The sequence below is a fragment of the Pseudoduganella rhizocola genome, assembly GCF_045984285.3.
In the GTDB taxonomy this organism is placed as follows: Bacteria; Pseudomonadota; Gammaproteobacteria; order Burkholderiales; family Burkholderiaceae_D; genus Rugamonas.
In genome coordinates this window covers 395,774-414,032 of record NZ_JBJQIK030000001.1, presented here as the reverse complement: position 1 = coordinate 414,032, position 18,259 = coordinate 395,774, and the positions used below count along the sequence as shown (strand labels likewise).

At 61.7% G+C, this 18,259-nt stretch carries 18 protein-coding genes; 10 read left to right on the top strand and 8 right to left on the bottom strand.

Annotation, left to right across the window (positions count from 1 at the left end):
* Positions 1–2: 2 nt before the first annotated feature.
* Positions 3–458: a hypothetical protein gene (locus tag ACJRPG_RS01955; RefSeq protein WP_407998361.1), complete on the bottom strand. Its 456-nt coding sequence runs from the start codon at positions 456–458 to the stop codon at positions 3–5.
* Positions 459–594: 136 nt separating this feature from the next.
* Here ACJRPG_RS01955 and ACJRPG_RS01950 point away from each other — a divergent pair, with 136 nt between their 5' ends.
* Positions 595–1,620: a M29 family metallopeptidase gene (locus ACJRPG_RS01950; protein ID WP_407998360.1), complete on the top strand. Its 1,026-nt coding sequence runs from the start codon at positions 595–597 to the stop codon at positions 1,618–1,620.
* A 19-nt stretch (positions 1,621–1,639) separates the two neighbouring features.
* Here ACJRPG_RS01950 and ACJRPG_RS01945 read toward each other — a convergent pair whose 3' ends face one another.
* Positions 1,640–2,218, bottom strand: coding sequence for a TetR/AcrR family transcriptional regulator (locus tag ACJRPG_RS01945; protein WP_407998359.1), 579 nt, complete (start codon positions 2,216–2,218; stop codon positions 1,640–1,642).
* A gap of 124 nt (positions 2,219–2,342) precedes the next feature.
* On the opposite strand from ACJRPG_RS01945, the gene ACJRPG_RS01940 reads away from it, so the two are divergent.
* On the top strand, positions 2,343–3,017 hold the full coding sequence (locus ACJRPG_RS01940; protein WP_407998358.1) for a glutathione S-transferase: 675 nt from the start codon (positions 2,343–2,345) through the stop codon (positions 3,015–3,017).
* Positions 3,018–3,119: 102 nt separating this feature from the next.
* Here the strand turns inward: ACJRPG_RS01940 and ACJRPG_RS01935 are convergent, their stop codons facing one another.
* Both ACJRPG_RS01935 and ACJRPG_RS01930 read right to left on the bottom strand, forming a co-directional pair.
* On the bottom strand, positions 3,120–3,518 hold the full coding sequence (locus tag ACJRPG_RS01935; protein WP_407998357.1) for a GFA family protein: 399 nt from the start codon (positions 3,516–3,518) through the stop codon (positions 3,120–3,122).
* Between the two features lies 1 nt (position 3,519).
* Complete coding sequence (locus ACJRPG_RS01930) at positions 3,520–4,167, bottom strand: dihydrofolate reductase family protein (protein ID WP_407998356.1); 648 nt, start codon at positions 4,165–4,167, stop codon at positions 3,520–3,522.
* Positions 4,168–4,253: 86 nt separating this feature from the next.
* Here ACJRPG_RS01930 and ACJRPG_RS01925 point away from each other — a divergent pair, with 86 nt between their 5' ends.
* Positions 4,254–4,889, top strand: a complete 636-nt coding sequence (locus ACJRPG_RS01925) for a class I SAM-dependent rRNA methyltransferase (RefSeq protein WP_407998355.1) — start codon at positions 4,254–4,256, stop codon at positions 4,887–4,889.
* On the opposite strand, the gene ACJRPG_RS01920 is transcribed toward ACJRPG_RS01925, so the two are convergent.
* On the bottom strand, positions 4,877–5,803 hold the full coding sequence (locus tag ACJRPG_RS01920; RefSeq protein ID WP_407998354.1) for a LysR family transcriptional regulator: 927 nt from the start codon (positions 5,801–5,803) through the stop codon (positions 4,877–4,879). The genes ACJRPG_RS01925 and ACJRPG_RS01920 overlap by 13 nt on opposite strands.
* Before the next feature lie 139 nt (positions 5,804–5,942).
* On the opposite strand from ACJRPG_RS01920, the gene ACJRPG_RS01915 reads away from it, so the two are divergent.
* Entirely contained in the window at positions 5,943–6,782 is an 840-nt protein-coding gene (locus ACJRPG_RS01915) for a phytanoyl-CoA dioxygenase family protein (protein WP_407998353.1), read from the top strand.
* Positions 6,782–7,615 carry a sugar phosphate isomerase/epimerase family protein gene (locus ACJRPG_RS01910; RefSeq protein WP_407998352.1) on the top strand — a complete coding sequence of 278 codons (834 nt, stop codon included), beginning with the start codon at positions 6,782–6,784 and terminating at the stop codon, positions 7,613–7,615. Before ACJRPG_RS01915 ends, ACJRPG_RS01910 begins: the two co-directional genes overlap by 1 nt.
* Here ACJRPG_RS01910 and ACJRPG_RS01905 read toward each other — a convergent pair.
* The 3 genes from ACJRPG_RS01905 to ACJRPG_RS01895 all read right to left on the bottom strand — a co-directional run bounded on the left by ACJRPG_RS01905 (position 7,588) and on the right by ACJRPG_RS01895 (position 11,443).
* The gene (locus ACJRPG_RS01905) at positions 7,588–9,819 is read right to left on the bottom strand and encodes a CHASE domain-containing protein (protein ID WP_407998351.1); all 2,232 of its coding nucleotides are present in this window, start codon (positions 9,817–9,819) and stop codon (positions 7,588–7,590) included. The two genes, ACJRPG_RS01910 and ACJRPG_RS01905, sit on opposite strands and share 28 nt — an antisense overlap.
* A gap of 122 nt (positions 9,820–9,941) precedes the next feature.
* Positions 9,942–11,054, bottom strand: a complete 1,113-nt coding sequence (locus ACJRPG_RS01900; protein WP_407998350.1) for an HD-GYP domain-containing protein — start codon at positions 11,052–11,054, stop codon at positions 9,942–9,944.
* A 92-nt stretch (positions 11,055–11,146) separates the two neighbouring features.
* Positions 11,147–11,443, bottom strand: coding sequence for a hypothetical protein (locus tag ACJRPG_RS01895; protein WP_407998349.1), 297 nt, complete (start codon positions 11,441–11,443; stop codon positions 11,147–11,149).
* A 126-nt stretch (positions 11,444–11,569) separates the two neighbouring features.
* Here ACJRPG_RS01895 and ACJRPG_RS01890 point away from each other — a divergent pair, with 126 nt between their 5' ends.
* The 5 genes from ACJRPG_RS01890 (at position 11,570) to ACJRPG_RS01870 (ending at position 18,226) form a co-directional block, all read left to right on the top strand.
* Positions 11,570–12,028: a MarR family winged helix-turn-helix transcriptional regulator gene (locus ACJRPG_RS01890; RefSeq protein WP_407998348.1), complete on the top strand. Its 459-nt coding sequence runs from the start codon at positions 11,570–11,572 to the stop codon at positions 12,026–12,028.
* A 107-nt stretch (positions 12,029–12,135) separates the two neighbouring features.
* Complete coding sequence (locus ACJRPG_RS01885) at positions 12,136–13,140, top strand: alpha/beta hydrolase (RefSeq protein WP_407998347.1); 1,005 nt, start codon at positions 12,136–12,138, stop codon at positions 13,138–13,140.
* Between the two features lie 144 nt (positions 13,141–13,284).
* Positions 13,285–15,708, top strand: a complete 2,424-nt coding sequence (locus ACJRPG_RS01880) for a M1 family metallopeptidase (protein WP_407998346.1) — start codon at positions 13,285–13,287, stop codon at positions 15,706–15,708.
* Complete coding sequence (locus ACJRPG_RS01875) at positions 15,708–16,205, top strand: DUF6702 family protein (RefSeq protein WP_407998345.1); 498 nt, start codon at positions 15,708–15,710, stop codon at positions 16,203–16,205. Before ACJRPG_RS01880 ends, ACJRPG_RS01875 begins: the two co-directional genes overlap by 1 nt.
* Complete coding sequence (locus ACJRPG_RS01870) at positions 16,202–18,226, top strand: TonB-dependent receptor (RefSeq protein ID WP_407998344.1); 2,025 nt, start codon at positions 16,202–16,204, stop codon at positions 18,224–18,226. Before ACJRPG_RS01875 ends, ACJRPG_RS01870 begins: the two co-directional genes overlap by 4 nt.
* Positions 18,227–18,259 lie beyond the last annotated feature (33 nt).

Genomic DNA, 18,259 nt, shown 5'->3' with positions numbered 1-18,259 from the left:
CATTATTCACTAATGTTGATTTTCTTCGGCGGCGCGGGGGGCGTGTAGGCGACGAACTCGCTTGCCGGCGCCGATTCCAGCTGCTCGGACTGTTCCAGCCAGCGCTTCAGGCTGTCCATGCGGCGGATAGTGATGCCCTTGCCGTTGATATAGCCCACCTGCTCGAAGTAATCGAGGCGGGTGGTCATTTTCGAGGTAGTGGGCAGATTGTCGATCAGGCGGTCATAGGCCTTGCGTGCGCGCTGCTCCCACTTCTGCAGGGCGGGCTCGTTGAAGCGGTTGCTCTCGTAGTAGATAGTAACCGTTCGGTCATGGTTGCCAAAACCAACCACAGCGGCGCCCTTGCGCACCAGCTGCAGCACATCGTCCTTGATGGTGCCGCTCGGTACGAAAATCGCCGCGCGCCCTTGAGGCTCGGGCCGCTCCTGCGGCAAATCCTGGCCAAACTGTATGCTCATCCCTGCTCCACAATGGTATCGGCCAGATGTTGCCCTCTGGCTATATTCCTCCGATTCTACATGGGCGCAGGAGGCGCTACAAGCGTGGCACCGTATAATGCCGGGGCTTTCCGCCACACTTTGTCATAGTCGAAATATGAGCATTTTTTCAGCCCAGGTCCGCGAGCTGGCCGCGCGCAATATCCGCGACACGCTGGCTCTCGCCATCGAGCACGCGCCACCGCAGCGCGCGCTGGTGGTATTCGACCGCCGCAGCGAGCTGAATGAAGTGCTGACGGACGCCTACCGCCGCGCCCTGCCGGACGGCGAGTTCATCGATTTCGACACGGTCGAACCCTCGCAAATCCTCGACGCATTCGCACGCCTGCAGGCGAAAGACCTGGTGGTGCTGGTGCAGACCACCAGCTTCCGCCTCAACGACTACCGCATCCGCATGGAGCTGTTCAAGCTTGGACTGAAGGTGATCGAGCACATGCACCTGTCGCGCATGCCGGGCGAGCAGGGGCTGGTCTACATCGAAGCGCTGGCCTACGACCCGGCCTACTACCGCGGCCTCGGCCACCGCCTCAAGGCGCGCATCGACAGCGCGCAGCGCGGCGTGGTGGACAGCGGCGGCGAACAGCTGGTGTTCGCCTCGCCTTTCGAGGAAGCCAAGCTCAATATCGGCGACTACGGCGCGATGAAGAATGTGGGCGGCCTGTTTCCCATTGGCGAGGTGTTCACCGAAGCGCGCGACCTGGAAGCGGTGAACGGCCGCGTGCGCGTGTTCGTGTTCGGCGATACGTCCTTTCACATCAACCGCCCCACCACACCGATCACCATGATCGTGGAACGCGGCCGGGTGATCGGCGCCGAAAACAGCACGCCCGAATTTGACCGCATGCTCGAGATCATCCGCGAACACGAAGGCGAAGTATGGGTGCGCGAGCTGGGCTTCGGCATGAACCGCGCCTTCTCCTTCGAGCGCACAGTGGACGATATCGGCACCTACGAGCGCATGTGCGGCATCCACCTCTCGCTCGGCGCCAAGCACGGGCAGTACCAGAAGCCGCAGTTCAAGCGCAAGGACGCGCGCTATCACGTGGATATCTTTGCCATCACTGAGGCGGTGTATCTGGATGATGAGCGGGTGTATGAAAACGGCGCGTGGCAGCTTGCATGAAGGCTTGCTCTGTAAGGAACTAGTTCCCAGGCGAGAAAAGACCAGCTAAACGATAACTTTCGATAATTGAATCGAAGAGCTTTATATCTTGTCTTCCTCGCGCCATCAGCTGTGCCCCCGAGACGGCGGCAAAGATCGCCTGCGCGCGAAGTTCAGCAGCTTTCTTTTTCATCCCGGTTTCTTGCAGCACTTCACTTAGCCAAGCCAGGTTCACCTCTGCAAACGCCTGCACTTGAACTTGCACCTCGGGCGGCAAATCATCATATTCAGCAGTCATGAAGCTGCACAGGCAAATACGGTTATCGTTTTCCAACGAGCGGCGAAATGTTTCTGGATAGCGGCCCAGCGCCATCGCCGGATTACCGGCCTCAGTCGCCAGCAGCTCCAGGGTGGCTGCTGAATCGGCAGCATAGCGTCGCGCCACGGCTGCAGCCAAATCAGCCTTACTTGGGAAATGGTGATAGAGGCTGGCGGCCTTAATGCCGACTTGCTCAGCCAGGGCGCGCAGGTTTAAGCCCGCGTAGCCATGGGCCTGGGCAATGCGCGTGGCTGCGGCGAGAATCTTTTCGCTGGAGCTGGAATTCGCTTCGCTACTCAAGATGTTCCTCAATAAATGGTTGACTCCCGCCAGTATAGCGCATATTCTCCAACCTAACGAACGTTAGGTAGTCACAGTTGGCGGCCTGCGTTCTTTGCGATTCAATCAACTTCAGGAGCATGAAATGACTACTAGCACCACCTCGAATGACAGCAGCATGACGGTCTATGATTTTCCTGTCGGCCCCTACCCGACGCGCGTGAGAATTGCCATTGCAGAAAAGAACCTGCAATCGAGAATCCGATACGAGTTCGTAGATTTATACAAGGGCGAACACAAAAAACCAGAGTTCATAGAGCAAAAAAATTACTCGGGAACCCTGCCCGTCCTCGAGCTGGGAGACGGCACGCTGATAGCTGAGTGCACAGCCATCACCCAATACCTCGACACACTAGACGGATCCCCTATCCTTACGGGCACCACGCCCTTGGAGCAGGGACTGATTCACATGATGACCAAGCGCGCAGAAATTGAATTACTTGACGCTATCAGCGTCTATTTTCATCATGGCACGCCAGGCTTAGGGCCATTGGTAGAGGTATATCAGAATCAAGAATGGGGGTTCCGTCAACGTGACAAAGCGATTCGCGGCATGCACTACTTTGATAGGGTACTTCAGCAGCAATCTTATGTTGCAGGAGAAAAATTCTCGATGGCTGATATCGCGGTCATAGGGGGTTTGGTCTTTGCTGCTATCGTCAATCTGGAAATCCCGCCCGAATGCAAGTCCTTGTTGTCCTGGTATGAACGAATGAAAATGCGCGACAGCGTTGCTCAACAACCGGCCTTCGCCAGTTAAGAGCGATTGGCGACACTGGCGAATGGCAGAGGGGGCACTGCGTGGAAACACGTGATGTCCGCTTGTGGCCGAGTGCGGCGGCCTTCAGTCATCGTGTCTTCCTTAGAGATGCCGCACTTCCGCAGGAGGCATGGTCCAATTATCGCTTTTACCATCGAGATAGGTAATAGGTGCGTTCACGAGCTCTTCAAGTGCTGCATCGTCCAGACAAGCCAGGTTGACGGCGTAAAAGTCGCCCCAGCGCGGCGAGCTGCCAATGCCAAATGCGCGGACGCCACAGTGCTTGCAAAAAGGATGTTGATTTGTTTTGCTAAGGAATTGATAGTTAGTGAGCTCCGCCTCTCCAGCCAGCAACCGGAACGCATTGGGCTTTACTATCGCTGGCCAGAAACGCGTCTTCGTGCAGATGGAGCAGTTACAGCGGATCGTACCTTGGCTCAGGTCGATATCTGCTTCAAACTTGACCGCACCGCAATGGCAACTGCCACGATAGGTCTTCACGTCAGTCCTTCCTTAGCACGACGTGCGTTGCGGCTTCGGTTGGCACATGCCCGGTGCAGCGGAATCCGAGACGCGGCAGGTCCAGTCCAGCGAAGAGCGATTCGCCTGATCCGAGCAGTACCGGCGAGATTGCCAGGTGCATCTCATCGACCAGGCCGGCGCGCAGGTACTCTCGGATCGTTGCCACGCCACCGCCGAGACGTACGTCCTTGCCGTTCGCTGCCTTCATGGCTTGCGCATACGCGGACTCAATGCCGTCGGTGACGAAATAGAAGGTCGTGCCGCCTTTCATCTCCAGCGGCGGACGGGCGTGATGGGTCAGTACGAATACTGGTACATGGTAGGGAGGCTCCTCCCCCCACCAGCCTTTCCACTCGTCGTCCGGCCATGGCCCACGGATCGGACCGAACATATTGCGGCCCAGGATCCAGGCGCCGATGTTCTCAAAGCCACGGGCGGCGAAATCCTCGTCCGGCCCATCGCTTCCCTTGCCTGCGTTGCCTATCATGCTTTGAAAAGTGCGGGTGCCGCGGAACCATTGGTGCAGTCCTTGCGCGCCCTCGCCCATCGCGTTTTCCAGGGTCTGGTTCGGGCCTGCACCATAGCCATCGAGCGATAGGGTGAAGCTTCTTACTTTCAGTTCCGGCATCACGTCTCCTCTTGTATGGGGTGCACAGACTGAAGAAAGCATATCATCATGCTGTATCATCCGGATCCCCAAAACGAAAGCCGCGCATGCTTATCATTACCATCAAACAAGGCAAGGAAAAAGGCCTGCTTTCCGGCGAGCCGTGGATTTATGTCTCTGCCATCGAGAAGGTCGAAGGCAAGCCGCAGGAACGCAACAAGGCGGGGGCCACGGCACTGGTGCAGTCCTCGTCGCGCCAGTTCCTGGCCCGCGCAGCTTATAACGCCAAGTCGCAGATCGCCGCCCGTGTCTGGACCTTGCGCGAGGACGAGCCGGTGGACCACGCCATGATCAAGCGCCGCGTGCAGGCTGCCGTCCTCAAACGCACCGAGGCGCTACGCAGCGCTGATCCGCAGGCGCTGATGCAATTGGTCAACGGCGACAAGGATGGCTTGCCCGGCCTTCTGGTACACAGCTATGGCGGCACCGGCGGCTATCTGGTGTGCCAGTTCAACGCCGGCGGCGTGGACCTGTGGAAGGTGGCAATCGTACAGGCGCTCATCAAGGCCACGGATTGCCCCAATGTCTACGAACGCTGCGACGCGCTGCTGCGCAAAGGCGAAGGCTTGCCCGTTGCGCCACGCGCACTGGCGGGCGACGAACCGCCGCAGCGCCTGATGGTGCGCGATGGCGGCAAACTGCTGCCGATGGATATCCGCACCGGCTTTACCTACCCGCGCTGAAGCGCCAGCTGCCGGTCCCACGGCGGTACCGGCTGATATTCCCCTAACAGAAAATCGATCAGGGCCCGCACTTTCGGCGAGGGCTTGCGGCTGGCTGGGTACAGGGCGCTCAGGTGGTTCAGCGGCAGTTCCCAGTTGGGCAGCACTTGCACCAGCGTGCCGTCCAGCAGCTCGCGCCAGGCGAGGAAGGTGGTGCTGTAGACGATGCCCAGGCCGCGCAACGCGGCCTGGTGGAGCACGAGGCCGTTGTTGGCGGAAAACGCGGGCTTGACCCGGACGGTAGCTTCTTCTTCGCCCCGGCTCAGGTGCCAGGTGGTGCCGTCGGTCAGGTGGCTGAAATGCAGGCAGCGGTGGCGCTGCAGGTCTTCCGGGGCCTGCGGTGCGCCATGCTTGGCGAGGTAGGCCGGCGAGGCGCACAACACGCCGTGGCATGGCGCCAGCGGCCGGATGGCAAGCGCACGGCTGTCCGGAATGCCGCCGACGCGGATGGTGAGGTCGAAGCCATGTTCTATCGGGTCGAGCAGTGCGTCGTCCACATGCAGCAGCGGCTGCAGTTGAGGATGCGGCAGGCAGAAACGGGCCAGCGAATCGGCCAGCCATTCGCTGCCGAAGCTGGAGGGAGCCTGGATGCGCAATGGTCCGGCAAGCTCGGCGCCTGCATGGGTGATGACGCGGGCCGCTTCCTGCGCCTGCAGCACGGCGGCGGTGCAGGGTTCGAGATAGGCCTGGCCAGCGTCGGTGAGACTGACTTCGCGGGTTGAGCGGTGCAGCAGGCGCGCTCCCAGCTTGTCTTCCAGTTGCAGCACCTGCTTGCTGACCATGGCGCGGGTGATGCCCAGCTTGCGGGCGGCGGCGCTGAAGCTGCGCAGGCGCGCCACTTCAACGAAGATTTCCATTGCTTTGAGCTGGTCCATGGTCGCGCAGAAATGCGGGTCTGTCCCTTAATTTAAAGATTGTCTCCGTTTTGGAGACAATGTGTCAACCATTTGCGCGTTGTTGGATACGGGTGCGCTCCGTACAATTGGGGTATCGATTATCAGAGGAGTACCCATCATGCTGAGCGCAGCGCAGAAAGAGCAGTATCAGAAGGACGGCTTCATCGTCATCCCCGGATTCAAGACGGCGGAGGAGATTGCCGCGCTGCGCGCGCGGGCGGCGCAGATTGTCAACGAATTCGATCCGACGGTCGCCCAAGGCATCTTCACTACCAGGGATCAGGAGAAGAAGGCGGATGAGTACTTCCTACGCTCCGATAACACCATCCGCTGCTTCTTCGAGGAAGAAGCTTTCGGCGCGGACGGTCAGCTGAAACAGGCCAAGGAGCTGTCGATCAACAAGATCGGCCACGCGATGCACGACCTGGATCCGGTGTTCCGCGCTTTCTCCACCGATGCGCGCCTCGCGGCCGTGGCACACGACCTGGGACTGGAACAGCCGCAGGTCTGGCAGTCCATGTATATCTTCAAGCAGCCAGGCATCGGCGGCGAAGTGCGCTGGCACCAGGATGCGACCTACTTCGAAACCACGCCGATCAGCGTAACCACCTTCTGGTTCGCGCTGGAGGACGCCACGCTGGAAAACGGCTGCCTGTGGGCGGAACCGGGCGGCCACCGCACGCCCCTGCGCGAGCGCTTCGTGCGCACCGGCGACGATATCAAGGTCGAGAAGCTGGACAGCACGCCCTGGCCGGACGACAGCACCGCCGTGCCGCTTGAATGCAAGGCCGGTGCGCTGGTCTGCTTCCATGGCCTGCTGCCGCACTACTCCGCGCCAAACCGCTCGCCGGTATCGCGCCATGCCTACACGCTGCACGCCACCGATGCGCGCACCGAGTATTCGCCGCTGAACTGGATCCAGCGCGATGCTTCCTTCCCGGTGCGGGGCTTCATCTGATGCAGGTAAAGATTTTCGCCCCGCATTGGGGCAGCAATGAACTGCCGCCGCAGGTGTTCATCGACCGTGTGCTGGAAGCCGGTTTCGACGGCATTGAAATGTCCCTGCCGCTGGACGCAGCGCAGCGCGATGACTGGGTGCGCCGCATCGCCGATGCCGGACTTGGCCTCATCGTTGCGCAGTGGGAGACCGTATTCCACCCCGGCTTTGAAGCGCACAAGCGCGCGCTGCGCGAGCTGCTGGTGAATGCCTGCGAAGCGCGTCCGCTGCTGGTGAATTCACATACGGGCAAGGACTACTACACGCAGGAGCAGAACGAGGCCTTGCTCGCGCTGGCGGATTCCATCTCGCGCGACTACCACGTGCCCATCGTGCACGAAATCCACCGCAGCCGTTTCAGCGGCCATCCTGCGCTGCTGATGCCTTATCTGGAACGCATGCCGCAGCTGCAGCTCACTGCCGACCTCTCGCACTGGTGCGTGGCCTGCGAGTCGCTGCTGGAGGACCAGCCGGATACCCTGGAGAAGACATTGCCGCGTGTACGCCATATCCACGCCCGCGTGGGCCATGCGCAAGGCCCGCAGGTTGCGGATTTCCGCGCACCCGAAACGGCGCCTGAACTGCAGGCGCACCTTGCGTGGTGGGACCGCATCGTGGCGCTGCGCCGTGCCGATGGCGCGGAGCTCATGACCATTACCCCGGAGTTCGGCCCGGCGCCTTATACCTTCAGCCAGCCCTATACCCGGCAGCCCGTCAGCAATGCATGGGAACTGAATGTGGCAATGCTCGCGCTGCTGCGCGGGCGCTATGAGGCAGCCAGCTCTTCTTCCTGAACCGGGGCGCGCAGCGGCAGGATGATGGTGATCAGCGTGCCCTTGTCCGGCGCGGATTCGATCTCGATCTTCCCTTTCAGCACACCGGTCACGATGTTGTAGACGATGTTCATGCCCAGCCCCGAGCCGCCCTGCCCCATCTTGGTGGTGAAGAACGGATCGAACACCTGGTGCAGGATGCGGCTGCTCATGCCCACGCCGTTGTCCTGGAAGCGCAGTACCGCCGTGCCGTCGCCGGTTTCGCGCGCCGTGATGGTGATCTTGCCGTGCGCCCGGCCTTCGAAGGCGTGCAGCATGGCGTTGTTGATCAGGTTACTGAGCACCTGCCCCACGCTGCCCGGATAGGATTCCAGCGTCAGCGTCTCGGGCACGTCCACCTTCACTTCGCAGTTGGCGCGGCGCAGCTGGGCGGCGTAGGTGGCGAGCGTGTCGTGCAGCAGCCCTGCCAGCGCAAAGGAACGGCGCTGGTCCGAGGTCTGGTCCACCGCCACCTGCTTGAATGAGGTAATGAGGTCGGCGGCGCGGCCGAGCGAGCTGGCGATGATGGCGCATGCCGTCTTGGCATCCTGCAGGTGCGTATCGAGCGCGGAGCGGCGGATGCCGCCATCGGCCAGCTTGCGTTCGAAGTCCGCCACCATGTCGCTGAGCGCCGTCGCCGTCAGCAGGCTGTTGCCGATCGGCGTGTTCAGTTCGTGCGCGATGCCGGCCACCAGCGCGCCGAGCGATGCCATCTTCTCCGAGGTAATCAGGCTGGCCTGCGCCTGCTTCAGCGTCACCAGCACCGAGGACAAATCCTGGTGCGCCAGTTCCACATTGGCCTTCTGCGCCGCCAGCTCGTTCAGGCTGCGTTCCAGCCCCTCCTTCGCTTCCACCAGCGCCGCTTCGGTTTTCTTGCGGTCGCTGATATCGGACAGCACCCACACACAGCCCTTGCCGGGCGCCGCAGCATCGAGCACCTTGCCGTTCACCATGCACCAGAAGCTGGAGCCGTCGCGCCGCTGCAGTTCCAGCTCCGAATGTACGCGCTGGCCGTCCGCGCCGCACTGGAAAGGATCTTCGCTGCCGCGCTTCGCCAGCACCGTGCTGGGACAGCCGGTCAGCGTGCCGCTGGTATAGCCCATCATCTCTTCCAACCCGCGGTTGCAGCGCATAATGCGCCCGTCCTGGATCAGGGCGATGCCGACAATGGCGCTGTCCTGCAGGGCGCGCTGCTCGCCGACCGTGGCACGCAGCGTTTCGGCCATGTCGCGGTGGCGGCCCGCCATCGTCAGCAAGGCGGCGATCAGCACGCTGATCACCGAGCCCGCGCCGCCGATCAGGCCTATGGCCAGGTAGTTGCGGCTGTAACGGCCGCCGCCGTGGCCATCGAATTGCATTACCCAGCGCCGCTCGCCCACGTTCAGCGTCAGGCGCGCGTTCAGGTTTTTGAGCGGCGTGTGGGCGGCCTCGCCGATCTTGCCGGCGCTGTCATACATCAGGTTGTCCAGCGAGGGCGGCGTGGAGCCGCCGTCGCGCAGGTAGCCCGCGTCGTAGACGGACAGATGCAGTTGCGGCAGCAGCGAGCGGTCGATCACTTCACGCATCAGGTCCGATACGCGGAACACAATCGCCACGAAACCTGTCAGCGCTGCGCGCCGCTCTTCGATGGTCTGCACCGGCATGCCAGGCCGGAACAGGGGCAGGCGTGCCACAAAGCCTGGCTGCCCGCTCGCATCCTGCACGAGAATGATGCGCTCAGTGGCAATCAGCATGCCGGTATCGCGCCCCAGCTCCAGCGCGCGCAAGTGCGTCGGCAGCGCCGCCAGGTCGAGGCCGAAGGCGTTCTCGTTGCCCCGCATTGGTTCGGTGTATTCGATGATGAAATGTTCGCCGCGAATCGACGCCGGATGCACGGTGTAGCCGGGATAGCCCTCTCCCTGCAGGCTGCGGTCGGCGCGCACCGCGGCCACGCGCTGCGCCAGCTCGCTGTCCGGCACGCGCCGCACGAACTGGATGGCCTGGAAACCGGGGTAGCGTTCCGACAGCCGCAGCTGCCTCACATAAGTATTGAAGTCGGTGCGGCTTAACTCGCCCTTGATGCTGAAGGCGCCCTGCATGCTGAGCAGGGTGTCGAAGTAGGTTTGCATGCGCACCTGGGTGTCGCGTGCAATCTTGTCGGTGTCGCGGCGGAAGCTGTCATCGATCTGCTTATCCTGCAGTTCCATCACAAACAGGCAGACCCAGACCGTTGCGCAGAGCCCGACTGCTAGTGCCAGATACCCCCTCATCCGCATGGTCAGCTCCACCTCGTACGATGAACTGACTATAACATACGGAAATGACTAATTCACAATAGTAATGACTTATCTGTATCGTCCTGGAAACGCATGGCGATGTGCATGAACTCTTCCTCTATGGCCAGCATCGCATCCACCACATCCGGATCGAAATGCTCGCCGGCGCCCTGGCGGATCAGCTCGATCGCCGTCTCGTGCGTGAAGGCTGGCTTGTAGACGCGCTTGGAGATCAGCGCGTCGTACACGTCGGCCACAGCCAGCAGGCGGGCCGAGACCGGGATGTCCTCGCCGGACAGGCCTTGCGGATAGCCCGAGCCGTCGAACTTCTCCTGGTGCGAGTAGGCGATTTCGCGCGCGAAGCGCAGGAAGGTATTGCTGCCGCCCAGCTTGTCCTCCACCACGGCGATGGCGTCGCGGCCGTACACCGTGTGCATCTTCACCACTTCGAATTCTTCCGGCGTGAGGCGGCCGGGCTTGAGCAGGATGGCGTCGGGAATCGCCACCTTGCCGATATCGTGCAGCGGCGCGGCATTGAACAGCAGGCGGATATGGTTGTCGCTCAGCTCGTGGGCGAAGCGCGCGTGGCCCTGCAGCTTGTATGCCAGCGCCTGCACATAATGCTGCATGCGGCTCAGGTGGTTCGGGGTTTCGTTGTCGCGCAGCTCGGCCAGCGTGGCCATCGACCAGATCACCGCGTCGGCCATATGCTGCAGATCTTCCGTCACCTCCTGCACCAGGTGTTCCAGGTGCTGGTGCTGGTGCTTCAGCAGCATGTGGGCGCGCTGCAGTTCGAACTGGGTGCCGACGCGGGCCAGCACGGTGTCCGACTGCAGCGGGCGCGTCACCACATCGGCCGCGCCGGCCAGCAGGCAGCGCTGTTCCAGCACGTGGTCGCCGCTGTCCACCATCATGATGACGGGGATGGCGGCGGTATCGGGGATGCTGCGCAGCTGGCGCAGCGCATCGAAGGTGTCGGTATCGGTCAGGCTGGCATCCAGCAGCATCAGGTCCGGACGCGGCAGCTGCTGCGCCACGCGCAGCACGGCATTGCCGCTGTCGGCCAGTTTGACGTCATAGCGTTCCTGCAGCACGCCGCTGAGGTGGATCAGGTTGTCCGCTGCCCTGTCGCCGACAAGGACGACAAGCCTGGTTTGGCCGTTCATGTATCAAGGTCTCCCGTGGCAGTCCGCCACAATGGAAGCATCATACCTGAGGCCGCCGCCTGAGGGCATTGTCCCTTTGTACAATTATGTTTCTACTCGACCAGAGCTGGCCGGCCGTCCTCGAGGAAAGCGCCGAAACAGCGCGTGCATTCCAGGCAGTACAAGTGCGCAATCCGCACATTCCGCTGGCGCAGCACCAGCTGCAGATGTCCCTCGCCGCACACGGGACAGGTTTCCCGCATGGTGCCGCAAGTGCGTATACCGTCGGCGAGATAGCTGTCATCGTAGCGCACGCCGTCGATCACGCTCTGCGGATCGAGCTGCACCAGATACAGCTTGACCGGTCCGGCACGCTGCTCGGACGGCTGTTGCGGGTATGCCTTATTCATCGTCACCCCCTCGCGCATCGATTGGCGCGTCCGGAAACGATAGACCTTTTCGGGCACGGAAGGCAAGCACAAAAAAACTTCAGAAATCGCTTGCAATTGTATAGCGCACTATCTATACTGCGAAGCATGGCAACCAAGAACGACAACCCGCTGCATCAGGTACCCCGGCTGGACGGACAGCTGTGCTTCGCCCTGTATTCGACTTCGCTGGCGATGAACAAGCTGTACCGCAAACTGCTGAGGAAACTGGGCATCACCTACTCCCAATACCTGGTGCTGATGGTGTTGTGGGAGGAAGACCAGCAAACCGTTTCGGCGCTGGGCGACAAGCTGTACCTGGATTCCGCCACGCTGACGCCGCTGCTGAAGCGCATGGAACAGGCGGAACTGCTGACCCGCACCCGTTCCGCCAGCGACGAGCGCCAGGTCATCGTGGCGCTGACCGAGCAGGGCAGCAAACTGCGCGAGGAAGCGGCCAAGCTGCCGGAACAGATTCTCGGCGCCACCACCTGCAGCCTGGACCAGGTGGTCGGCATCAAGAAGCAGCTCGATGCCCTGCGGGACAACCTGATGAAGAATGCCTGAAGATGCGGCACCGGCCGCCACTTCAAGTGAAGTATATAGCGCACGATATAATAATGCGCAATATGTAGTGCACGACTAAATAGCTAACTAATTAAAGGAGCTTTACCATGACCCTCACCAAAAAACTGATCGCCGCTTCCGTCTTCGCCCTTGCCGCAGGAGCCGCCTCGGCCGGCACGCCCGGCGTGGAGCCCACTACCGCCGGCTTCCTGAAAGCGCTGGAAGGCGGCAAGGCTATCGAGACCATGACCCCGGCGGAAGCGCGCCAGGTGCTGGTCGGCGCGCAGAAAGGCGCAAAGCTGCCGGCGGCGGACGTGAGCCAGAAAACCATCAAGGTCGATGGCAAGGACGTCAAGCTGTATGTGGTGCGGCCCGCAGGCGTGAAAGGCACGCTGCCCGCCTTCGTCTTCATTCACGGCGGCGGATGGGTGCTGGGCGATTTCCAGACCCACGAGCGCCTGGTGCGCGACCTGGTGGTGAACTCCGGTGCGGTTGGCGTGTTCGTCGAATACACGCCGTCGCCGGAAGCGGGCTACGGCGTGGCGCTCAATGAGATTTATGGCGCCGCCAAATGGGTGGCGAAAAATGGCAAGGAAATCAATGTGGACGGCCGCCGCCTCGCGGTGGCAGGCAATAGCGTCGGCGGCAATATGGCAGCCGTAGTGGCCCTGATGGCGAAGGAAAAAGGCGAACCGAAACTGCGCTCGCAAGTGCTGCTGTGGCCTGTGACGGATGCGAACTTCGACACCGGCTCCTACAAGGAATATGCGGAAGGCCACTTCCTCACCCGCGGCATGATGCAGTGGTTCTGGGATAACTACACCACCGACGCTGCCAAGCGCAAGGAGATCTACGCCTCGCCCCTGCAAGCCACGCCGGAACAGCTGAAAGGCCTGCCGCCTGCGCTGATCCAGACCGCGCAGTTCGACGTGCTGCGCGACGAGGGCGAAGCCTACGGCCGCAAACTGAGCGAAGCGGGTGTCGAAGCGACCACCGTACGCTATAACGGCATGATCCACGATTATGGGCTGCTGAACGTCCTGAGCGAAGTGCCGGCGGTGAAGACCGCGCTGCGCCAGGCGGGCGAAGAACTGCGCTACCGTCTGAAATAAAGCAAAGTGTCCGCGGACAGAAGTGTCCGCGGACGTGGTGCGGACACCATGTTTCAGCTTTTTTACAAAAAGTTTGAGAACAGGTGCCGCCAAGCACGCTTAGAATGGTCCCGCTATTTCTACAACTACAAAATCGGGGCCTAGATGAAGCGTCTGACACTTTCACTGCTTGCCGCAACACTTTCCACTGCCGCCTTCGCGGCGCCAACCTTCGACGACAAATTCCGCCAGCTGGACGAATTGCTGCCCGCAGCGAACCAGTACCGCACCGCCTCCGGCGCACCGGGACACGCCTACTGGCAGCAGCGCGCCGACTACAAGATCCGCGCCACGCTGAACGAAGCCGACCGCTCGATCACCGGTACGGAAACCATCACCTACCACAACAACTCGCCGGATACGCTGAACTACATCTGGCTGCAGCTGGACCAGAACATCTACGCCAAGAATTCGGACGCGCGCATGATGCAGACCGCGCCGTCGCGCGAGGCCTGGACCAAGCCGGCCAACCCGGAAGCGGGCTTCAAGTTCGAGGGCATGCGCAGCCTGCTGGTGGGCGAATCCTTCGATGGCGGCTTCAAGCTGTCCAATATCAAGGCCGGCAACGGCGCGCCGCTGCAATACACGGTCAACCGCACCATGATGCGCATCGACCTGCCAACGCCGCTGAAGCCAGGCCAGAACTTCACGTTCTCGCTGGACTGGAACTACAAGATCAACGAACAGAAGGTGCTGGGCGGCCGCGCAGGCTACGAGCACTTCCCGGAAGACAAGAACGACCTGTTCGAAGTGGCGCAGTGGTTCCCGCGCATGGCCGCCTATTACGATGTGACGGGCTGGCAGCACAAGCAGTTTCTGGGCTCCGGCGAATTCACGCTGGAATTTGGCGACTACGACGTGGCTGTTACCGTGCCTTCCGACCATATCGTGGCCTCCACCGGCGAACTGCAGAACCCGGGCGAGGTGCTGACGGCAGCACAGCGCCAGCGCCTGGAAAGCGCAAAGACGGCCAAAAAGCCGGTCATCATCGTCACCCAGGCGGAGGCGGAGGCGGCCGAGAAGTCGGTTGCCAAGACCACCAAGACCTGGCATTTCAAGGCAAAGAACGTGCGCGACTTCGCCTGGGCCTCCAGCCGCAAATTCATCTGGGACGCGCAAGGCTACAAGAAGGACGGCACCAATGTGCTGGCCATGTCCTTCTATCCGAAGGAAGGCAATCCGCTGTGGGAGAAGTATTCCACGGCCGCCATCATCCACACCATCGAGCAGTACAACAAGTACAGCTTCGACTACCCCTACCCGATCGCCATTTCGGTGAACGGCCCGGTGGGCGGCATGGAATATCCGATGATTTCGTTTAACGGCCCGCGTCCTACCAAGGACAAGAAAACCGGCGAGATCACCTACTCCAAGCGCACCAAGTACGGCCTGATCGCCGTGATCATTCATGAAGTGGGCCACAACTACTTCCCGATGATCGTGAACTCGGACGAGCGCCAGTGGACCTGGATGGATGAAGGCCTGAACTCCTTCGTCGAATTCCTGGCGGCGAACGCATGGGAAAAGGACTTCCCGATCGGCCGCGGCGAAGCGCGCGACATCGTCAACTACATGCGCTCGCAGAACCAGGTGCCGATCATGACGAACTCGGAGTCGCTGCTCCAGTTCGGCAACAACGCCTATGCAAAACCGGCCACCGCGCTGAACATCCTGCGCGAAACCATCCTGGGCCGCGACCTGTTCGACAAGGCCTTCCGCGAGTACGCCCAGCGCTGGAAGTTCAAGCGCCCGACTCCGGCCGACTTCTTCCGCACCATGGAAGACGCATCGGGCACGGACCTCGACTGGTTCTGGCGCGGCTGGTTCTACACCACCGATCCGGTGGACGTGAGCCTGGACGGCATCAGCGAATTCACCATCAACACCAAGGATCCTGAAGTCGAAAAAGCCTGGCTGAAAGCACGCAAGGACGAAGAGCCGGTGTCGATCACCGACCAGCGCAACGAAGCCCTGCCGAAACGCGTGGATGCGCAGCCGGAACTGAAGGACTTCTACAACGAGCACGATGACTTCACCGTCACCAACGCCGATCGCAACAAGTTCGCCGAATTCCAGAAGGACCTGGAACCGTGGCAGAAGGACCTGCTGGCACAGGGCAAGCACCTGTACCTGGTGGACTTCAGCAATGTGGGCGGCCTGGTGTCGCCCCTGATCCTGGAGATCACGCTCAAGTCAGGCAAGAAGTACATCGAGCGCGTGCCTGCCGAAGTATGGCGCTACTCGCCGAAGAAGATCACCAAGCTGATCGTCACCGACGAGCCGATGGTATCGCTGACGCAAGACCCATATTGGGAAACCGCCGACATCGACACCAGCAACAACAGCTGGCCGCGCAAGGCAACGCCATCGCGCCTGGAGATGTTCAAGGCCACCCGTGCCGCGCCAGACCTGATGAAGGACTACAATACGCCGCTGAAGGGCAAGGAAGAGCCGAAAGAGAAGAAGGCCGACCAGCCCGCGCCGCAGAACGGCGCAGCAGCTAAACAGGAAGCGGAAACGAAGAAGTAATGCTCAGACGTTTTAAAGCCGTCCTCGCGGCGGCGCTGCTTTGCGGCAGCGCCGCCGTTTATGCTCATAACTACCATATGGGCCTGGCGGACATCAGCTACAACCCGAACACCGGCAACACGGAGATCGTCCACAGCTATACCGCGCACGACGTGGAAGCGCTGCTGATGAACCTCTACCAGCGCCAGTTCGACCTGGGCCTCGAAGAAGACCAGGCCGTGCTGCGCCGCTACATCGAAAAACAATTCACCCTGAACAGCGGCGGTAAAGCGCTGCGCCTGCAATGGATAGGCGTGTCGGCGAGTGCCGACAACATCACGATCTACCAGGAAATCGAGAAGACCCAGCTAGCGCCAGGCACGGTGTTGCGCAACAACGTACTCACCGACTTTCTCCCCACGCAGATCAACACGGTCAACATCGCGCCCTCCGCCGCGGGCCGTGCTGCGCAAACGCTGGTCTTCAAGGTGCCCCAGATCGAACAAGTTTTACCATGAAAAAATTGATTAATTGGGGTCAGACGGGGGCGCCGAGCTTCCCAATTATTTTGGTCGCACTGACCCCGGGCCTCGCCCTCGCTGACGACCCTTTCATCCAGCGCGTGCTGATCGACGGTTCCCGCGCCACTCAACTCGGCATCGCGGATTCCGCAGCCGCAGGCAGCGCCACCCAGCGCCAGCTGCAGGACCGCACCAACTACCGTCCCGGCGAACTGCTGGAAGCCACGCCGGGGCTGATCGTCAGCCAGCACAGCGGCGAAGGCAAGGCCAACCAGTTCTACCTGCGCGGCTTCAACCTCGACCACGGTACCGACCTGCGCACCACGGTCGATGAAATGCCGGTGAACCAGCGCAGCCATGCGCACGGCCAGGGCTGGACCGACCTGAATTTCCTGATCCCGGAACTGAGCGCACGCCTCGACTACAAAAAAGGCCCCTATTCCGCCAGCGAAGGCGATTTCGCATCGGCCGGCGCCACCGCCATCACCTACGCCAACCGCCTCACGCAAGGCATCGCCAGCGCCACCACGGGCCAGAACGGCTTTGCGCGCGCCCTGCTGGCCGGCTCGCCGGAAGCCGGCAAAGGCAACCTGCTGTATGCGGTGGAAGCCATGCACAACGACGGCCCCTTCACGCACGGCGACAACTACCGCAAGCTGAACGCAGTGCTGCGCTACAGCGAAGGCTATGCGAACAACGGCTTCAGCGTGGCCGCCATGGCCTACCGCGCCAACTGGAACTCCACCGACCAGATTCCCCGGCGCGCGGTCGACAACGGCACGCTGGGACGCTTCGACGCCATCGACACCACCGACGGCGGCGAAGCGCGGCGTTTCAGCCTCTCGGGCATCTGGCGCCGGACCACGCAGGAAAGCTCTTCGAAGATCAGCGCCTATGTGATCGCGAACCGCCTCAAGCTATTCTCCAACTTCACCTATGTGCTGGATGACGCCGACAACGGCGACCAGTTCGCCCAGCCGGACCGCCGCGTCACCAGCGGCCTGAATGCAAGCCACAGCTGGCACTGGCATGAGGGTGACATGGCTTCAGTAACCACAGCCGGCATGCAGGTCCAGAACGACAATATCTTCAACGGCCTGTACAAGACCAAAGCGCGCCAGGTGCTGGGCGCCACGCGCGAAGACCATATTGTGGAAACCAGCACCAGCGCCTATGTGGAGAACTCCACGCGCTGGACGCCGGTCTTCCGCACCAATGCCGGCCTGCGCGCGGACCACTACCGCTTCGACGTGGCGCGCATCGGGCGCAAGGACGACACCCTGCTCAGCCCAAGCATCAGCATCGTGCTGGGTCCATGGTCGCAGACCGAGTTCTACATCAACGCGGGCAACGGCTTCCACAGCAACGACGCGCGCGGCGTGCTGGATGCGGACAATCCCGCCACGCCGCTGGCGCGTTCGCGCGGCCAGGAGCTGGGCGTGCGCAGCGAATGGGTGCCTGGACTGCAAAGCTCCCTGTCGCTGTACAAACTCGATTTCGACTCTGAACTGGTGTTCATCGGCGACGCGGGCAATACGGAAGCCAGCCGTCCAAGCCGACGCTATGGCGTGGAATTCTCCAACTACTGGAAGCCGCTCAAATGGCTGTCGGTGGACGCCGACCTGGCCTTCGCGCGCGGCCGCTACCGCGACGAAGATCCCGCAGGCGACCGCATTCCCGGCGCGGTCGAAGGCGTTGGCCAACTGGCGCTCACTCTTGCCCCAGGCGGCCCGTGGAGCGGCTCCCTGCGCATGCGTTATTTCGGCCCGCGCCCGCTGGTGGAAGACAACAGCATACGCTCGCGCGGCACGCGCACGGTGAACGGCCGCATCGGCTACCGCATCGGCAAGCGCACCCACATCGAGCTGGAAGGCTTCAACCTCGGCAACCGCCGCGACTCCGCCATCGAGTATTACTACGCCTCGCGCCTGCCCGGCGAAGGAGCGCCGGTGGACGACATCCACTTCCACCCCATCGAATCGCGCACTTTCCGCCTTACCCTCAGCACCGCATTCTGAAATTGGGGACAGACCCCAATTAAAAATGGGGCG

Bases quoted from the DNA above. Each gene is read 5' to 3' on its own strand.
- ACJRPG_RS01890 (WP_407998348.1), top strand. From the start codon at position 11,570: ATGGCAACCAAGAACGACAACCCGCTGCATCAGGTACCCCGGCTGGAC.
- ACJRPG_RS01870 (WP_407998344.1), top strand. From the start codon at position 16,202: ATGAAAAAATTGATTAATTGGGGTCAGACGGGGGCGCCGAGCTTCCCA.
- ACJRPG_RS01910 (WP_407998352.1), top strand. From the start codon at position 6,782: ATGCAGGTAAAGATTTTCGCCCCGCATTGGGGCAGCAATGAACTGCCG.
- ACJRPG_RS01915 (WP_407998353.1), top strand. From the start codon at position 5,943: ATGCTGAGCGCAGCGCAGAAAGAGCAGTATCAGAAGGACGGCTTCATC.
- ACJRPG_RS01950 (WP_407998360.1), top strand. From the start codon at position 595: ATGAGCATTTTTTCAGCCCAGGTCCGCGAGCTGGCCGCGCGCAATATC.
- ACJRPG_RS01880 (WP_407998346.1), top strand. From the start codon at position 13,285: ATGAAGCGTCTGACACTTTCACTGCTTGCCGCAACACTTTCCACTGCC.
- ACJRPG_RS01925 (WP_407998355.1), top strand. From the start codon at position 4,254: ATGCTTATCATTACCATCAAACAAGGCAAGGAAAAAGGCCTGCTTTCC.
- ACJRPG_RS01955 (WP_407998361.1), bottom strand. From the start codon at position 458: ATGAGCATACAGTTTGGCCAGGATTTGCCGCAGGAGCGGCCCGAGCCT.
- ACJRPG_RS01905 (WP_407998351.1), bottom strand. From the start codon at position 9,819: ATGGAACTGCAGGATAAGCAGATCGATGACAGCTTCCGCCGCGACACC.
- ACJRPG_RS01895 (WP_407998349.1), bottom strand. From the start codon at position 11,443: ATGAATAAGGCATACCCGCAACAGCCGTCCGAGCAGCGTGCCGGACCG.
- ACJRPG_RS01930 (WP_407998356.1), bottom strand. From the start codon at position 4,167: ATGCCGGAACTGAAAGTAAGAAGCTTCACCCTATCGCTCGATGGCTAT.
- ACJRPG_RS01920 (WP_407998354.1), bottom strand. From the start codon at position 5,803: ATGGACCAGCTCAAAGCAATGGAAATCTTCGTTGAAGTGGCGCGCCTG.
- ACJRPG_RS01940 (WP_407998358.1), top strand. From the start codon at position 2,343: ATGACTACTAGCACCACCTCGAATGACAGCAGCATGACGGTCTATGAT.
- ACJRPG_RS01885 (WP_407998347.1), top strand. From the start codon at position 12,136: ATGACCCTCACCAAAAAACTGATCGCCGCTTCCGTCTTCGCCCTTGCC.
- ACJRPG_RS01875 (WP_407998345.1), top strand. From the start codon at position 15,708: ATGCTCAGACGTTTTAAAGCCGTCCTCGCGGCGGCGCTGCTTTGCGGC.
- ACJRPG_RS01900 (WP_407998350.1), bottom strand. From the start codon at position 11,054: ATGAACGGCCAAACCAGGCTTGTCGTCCTTGTCGGCGACAGGGCAGCG.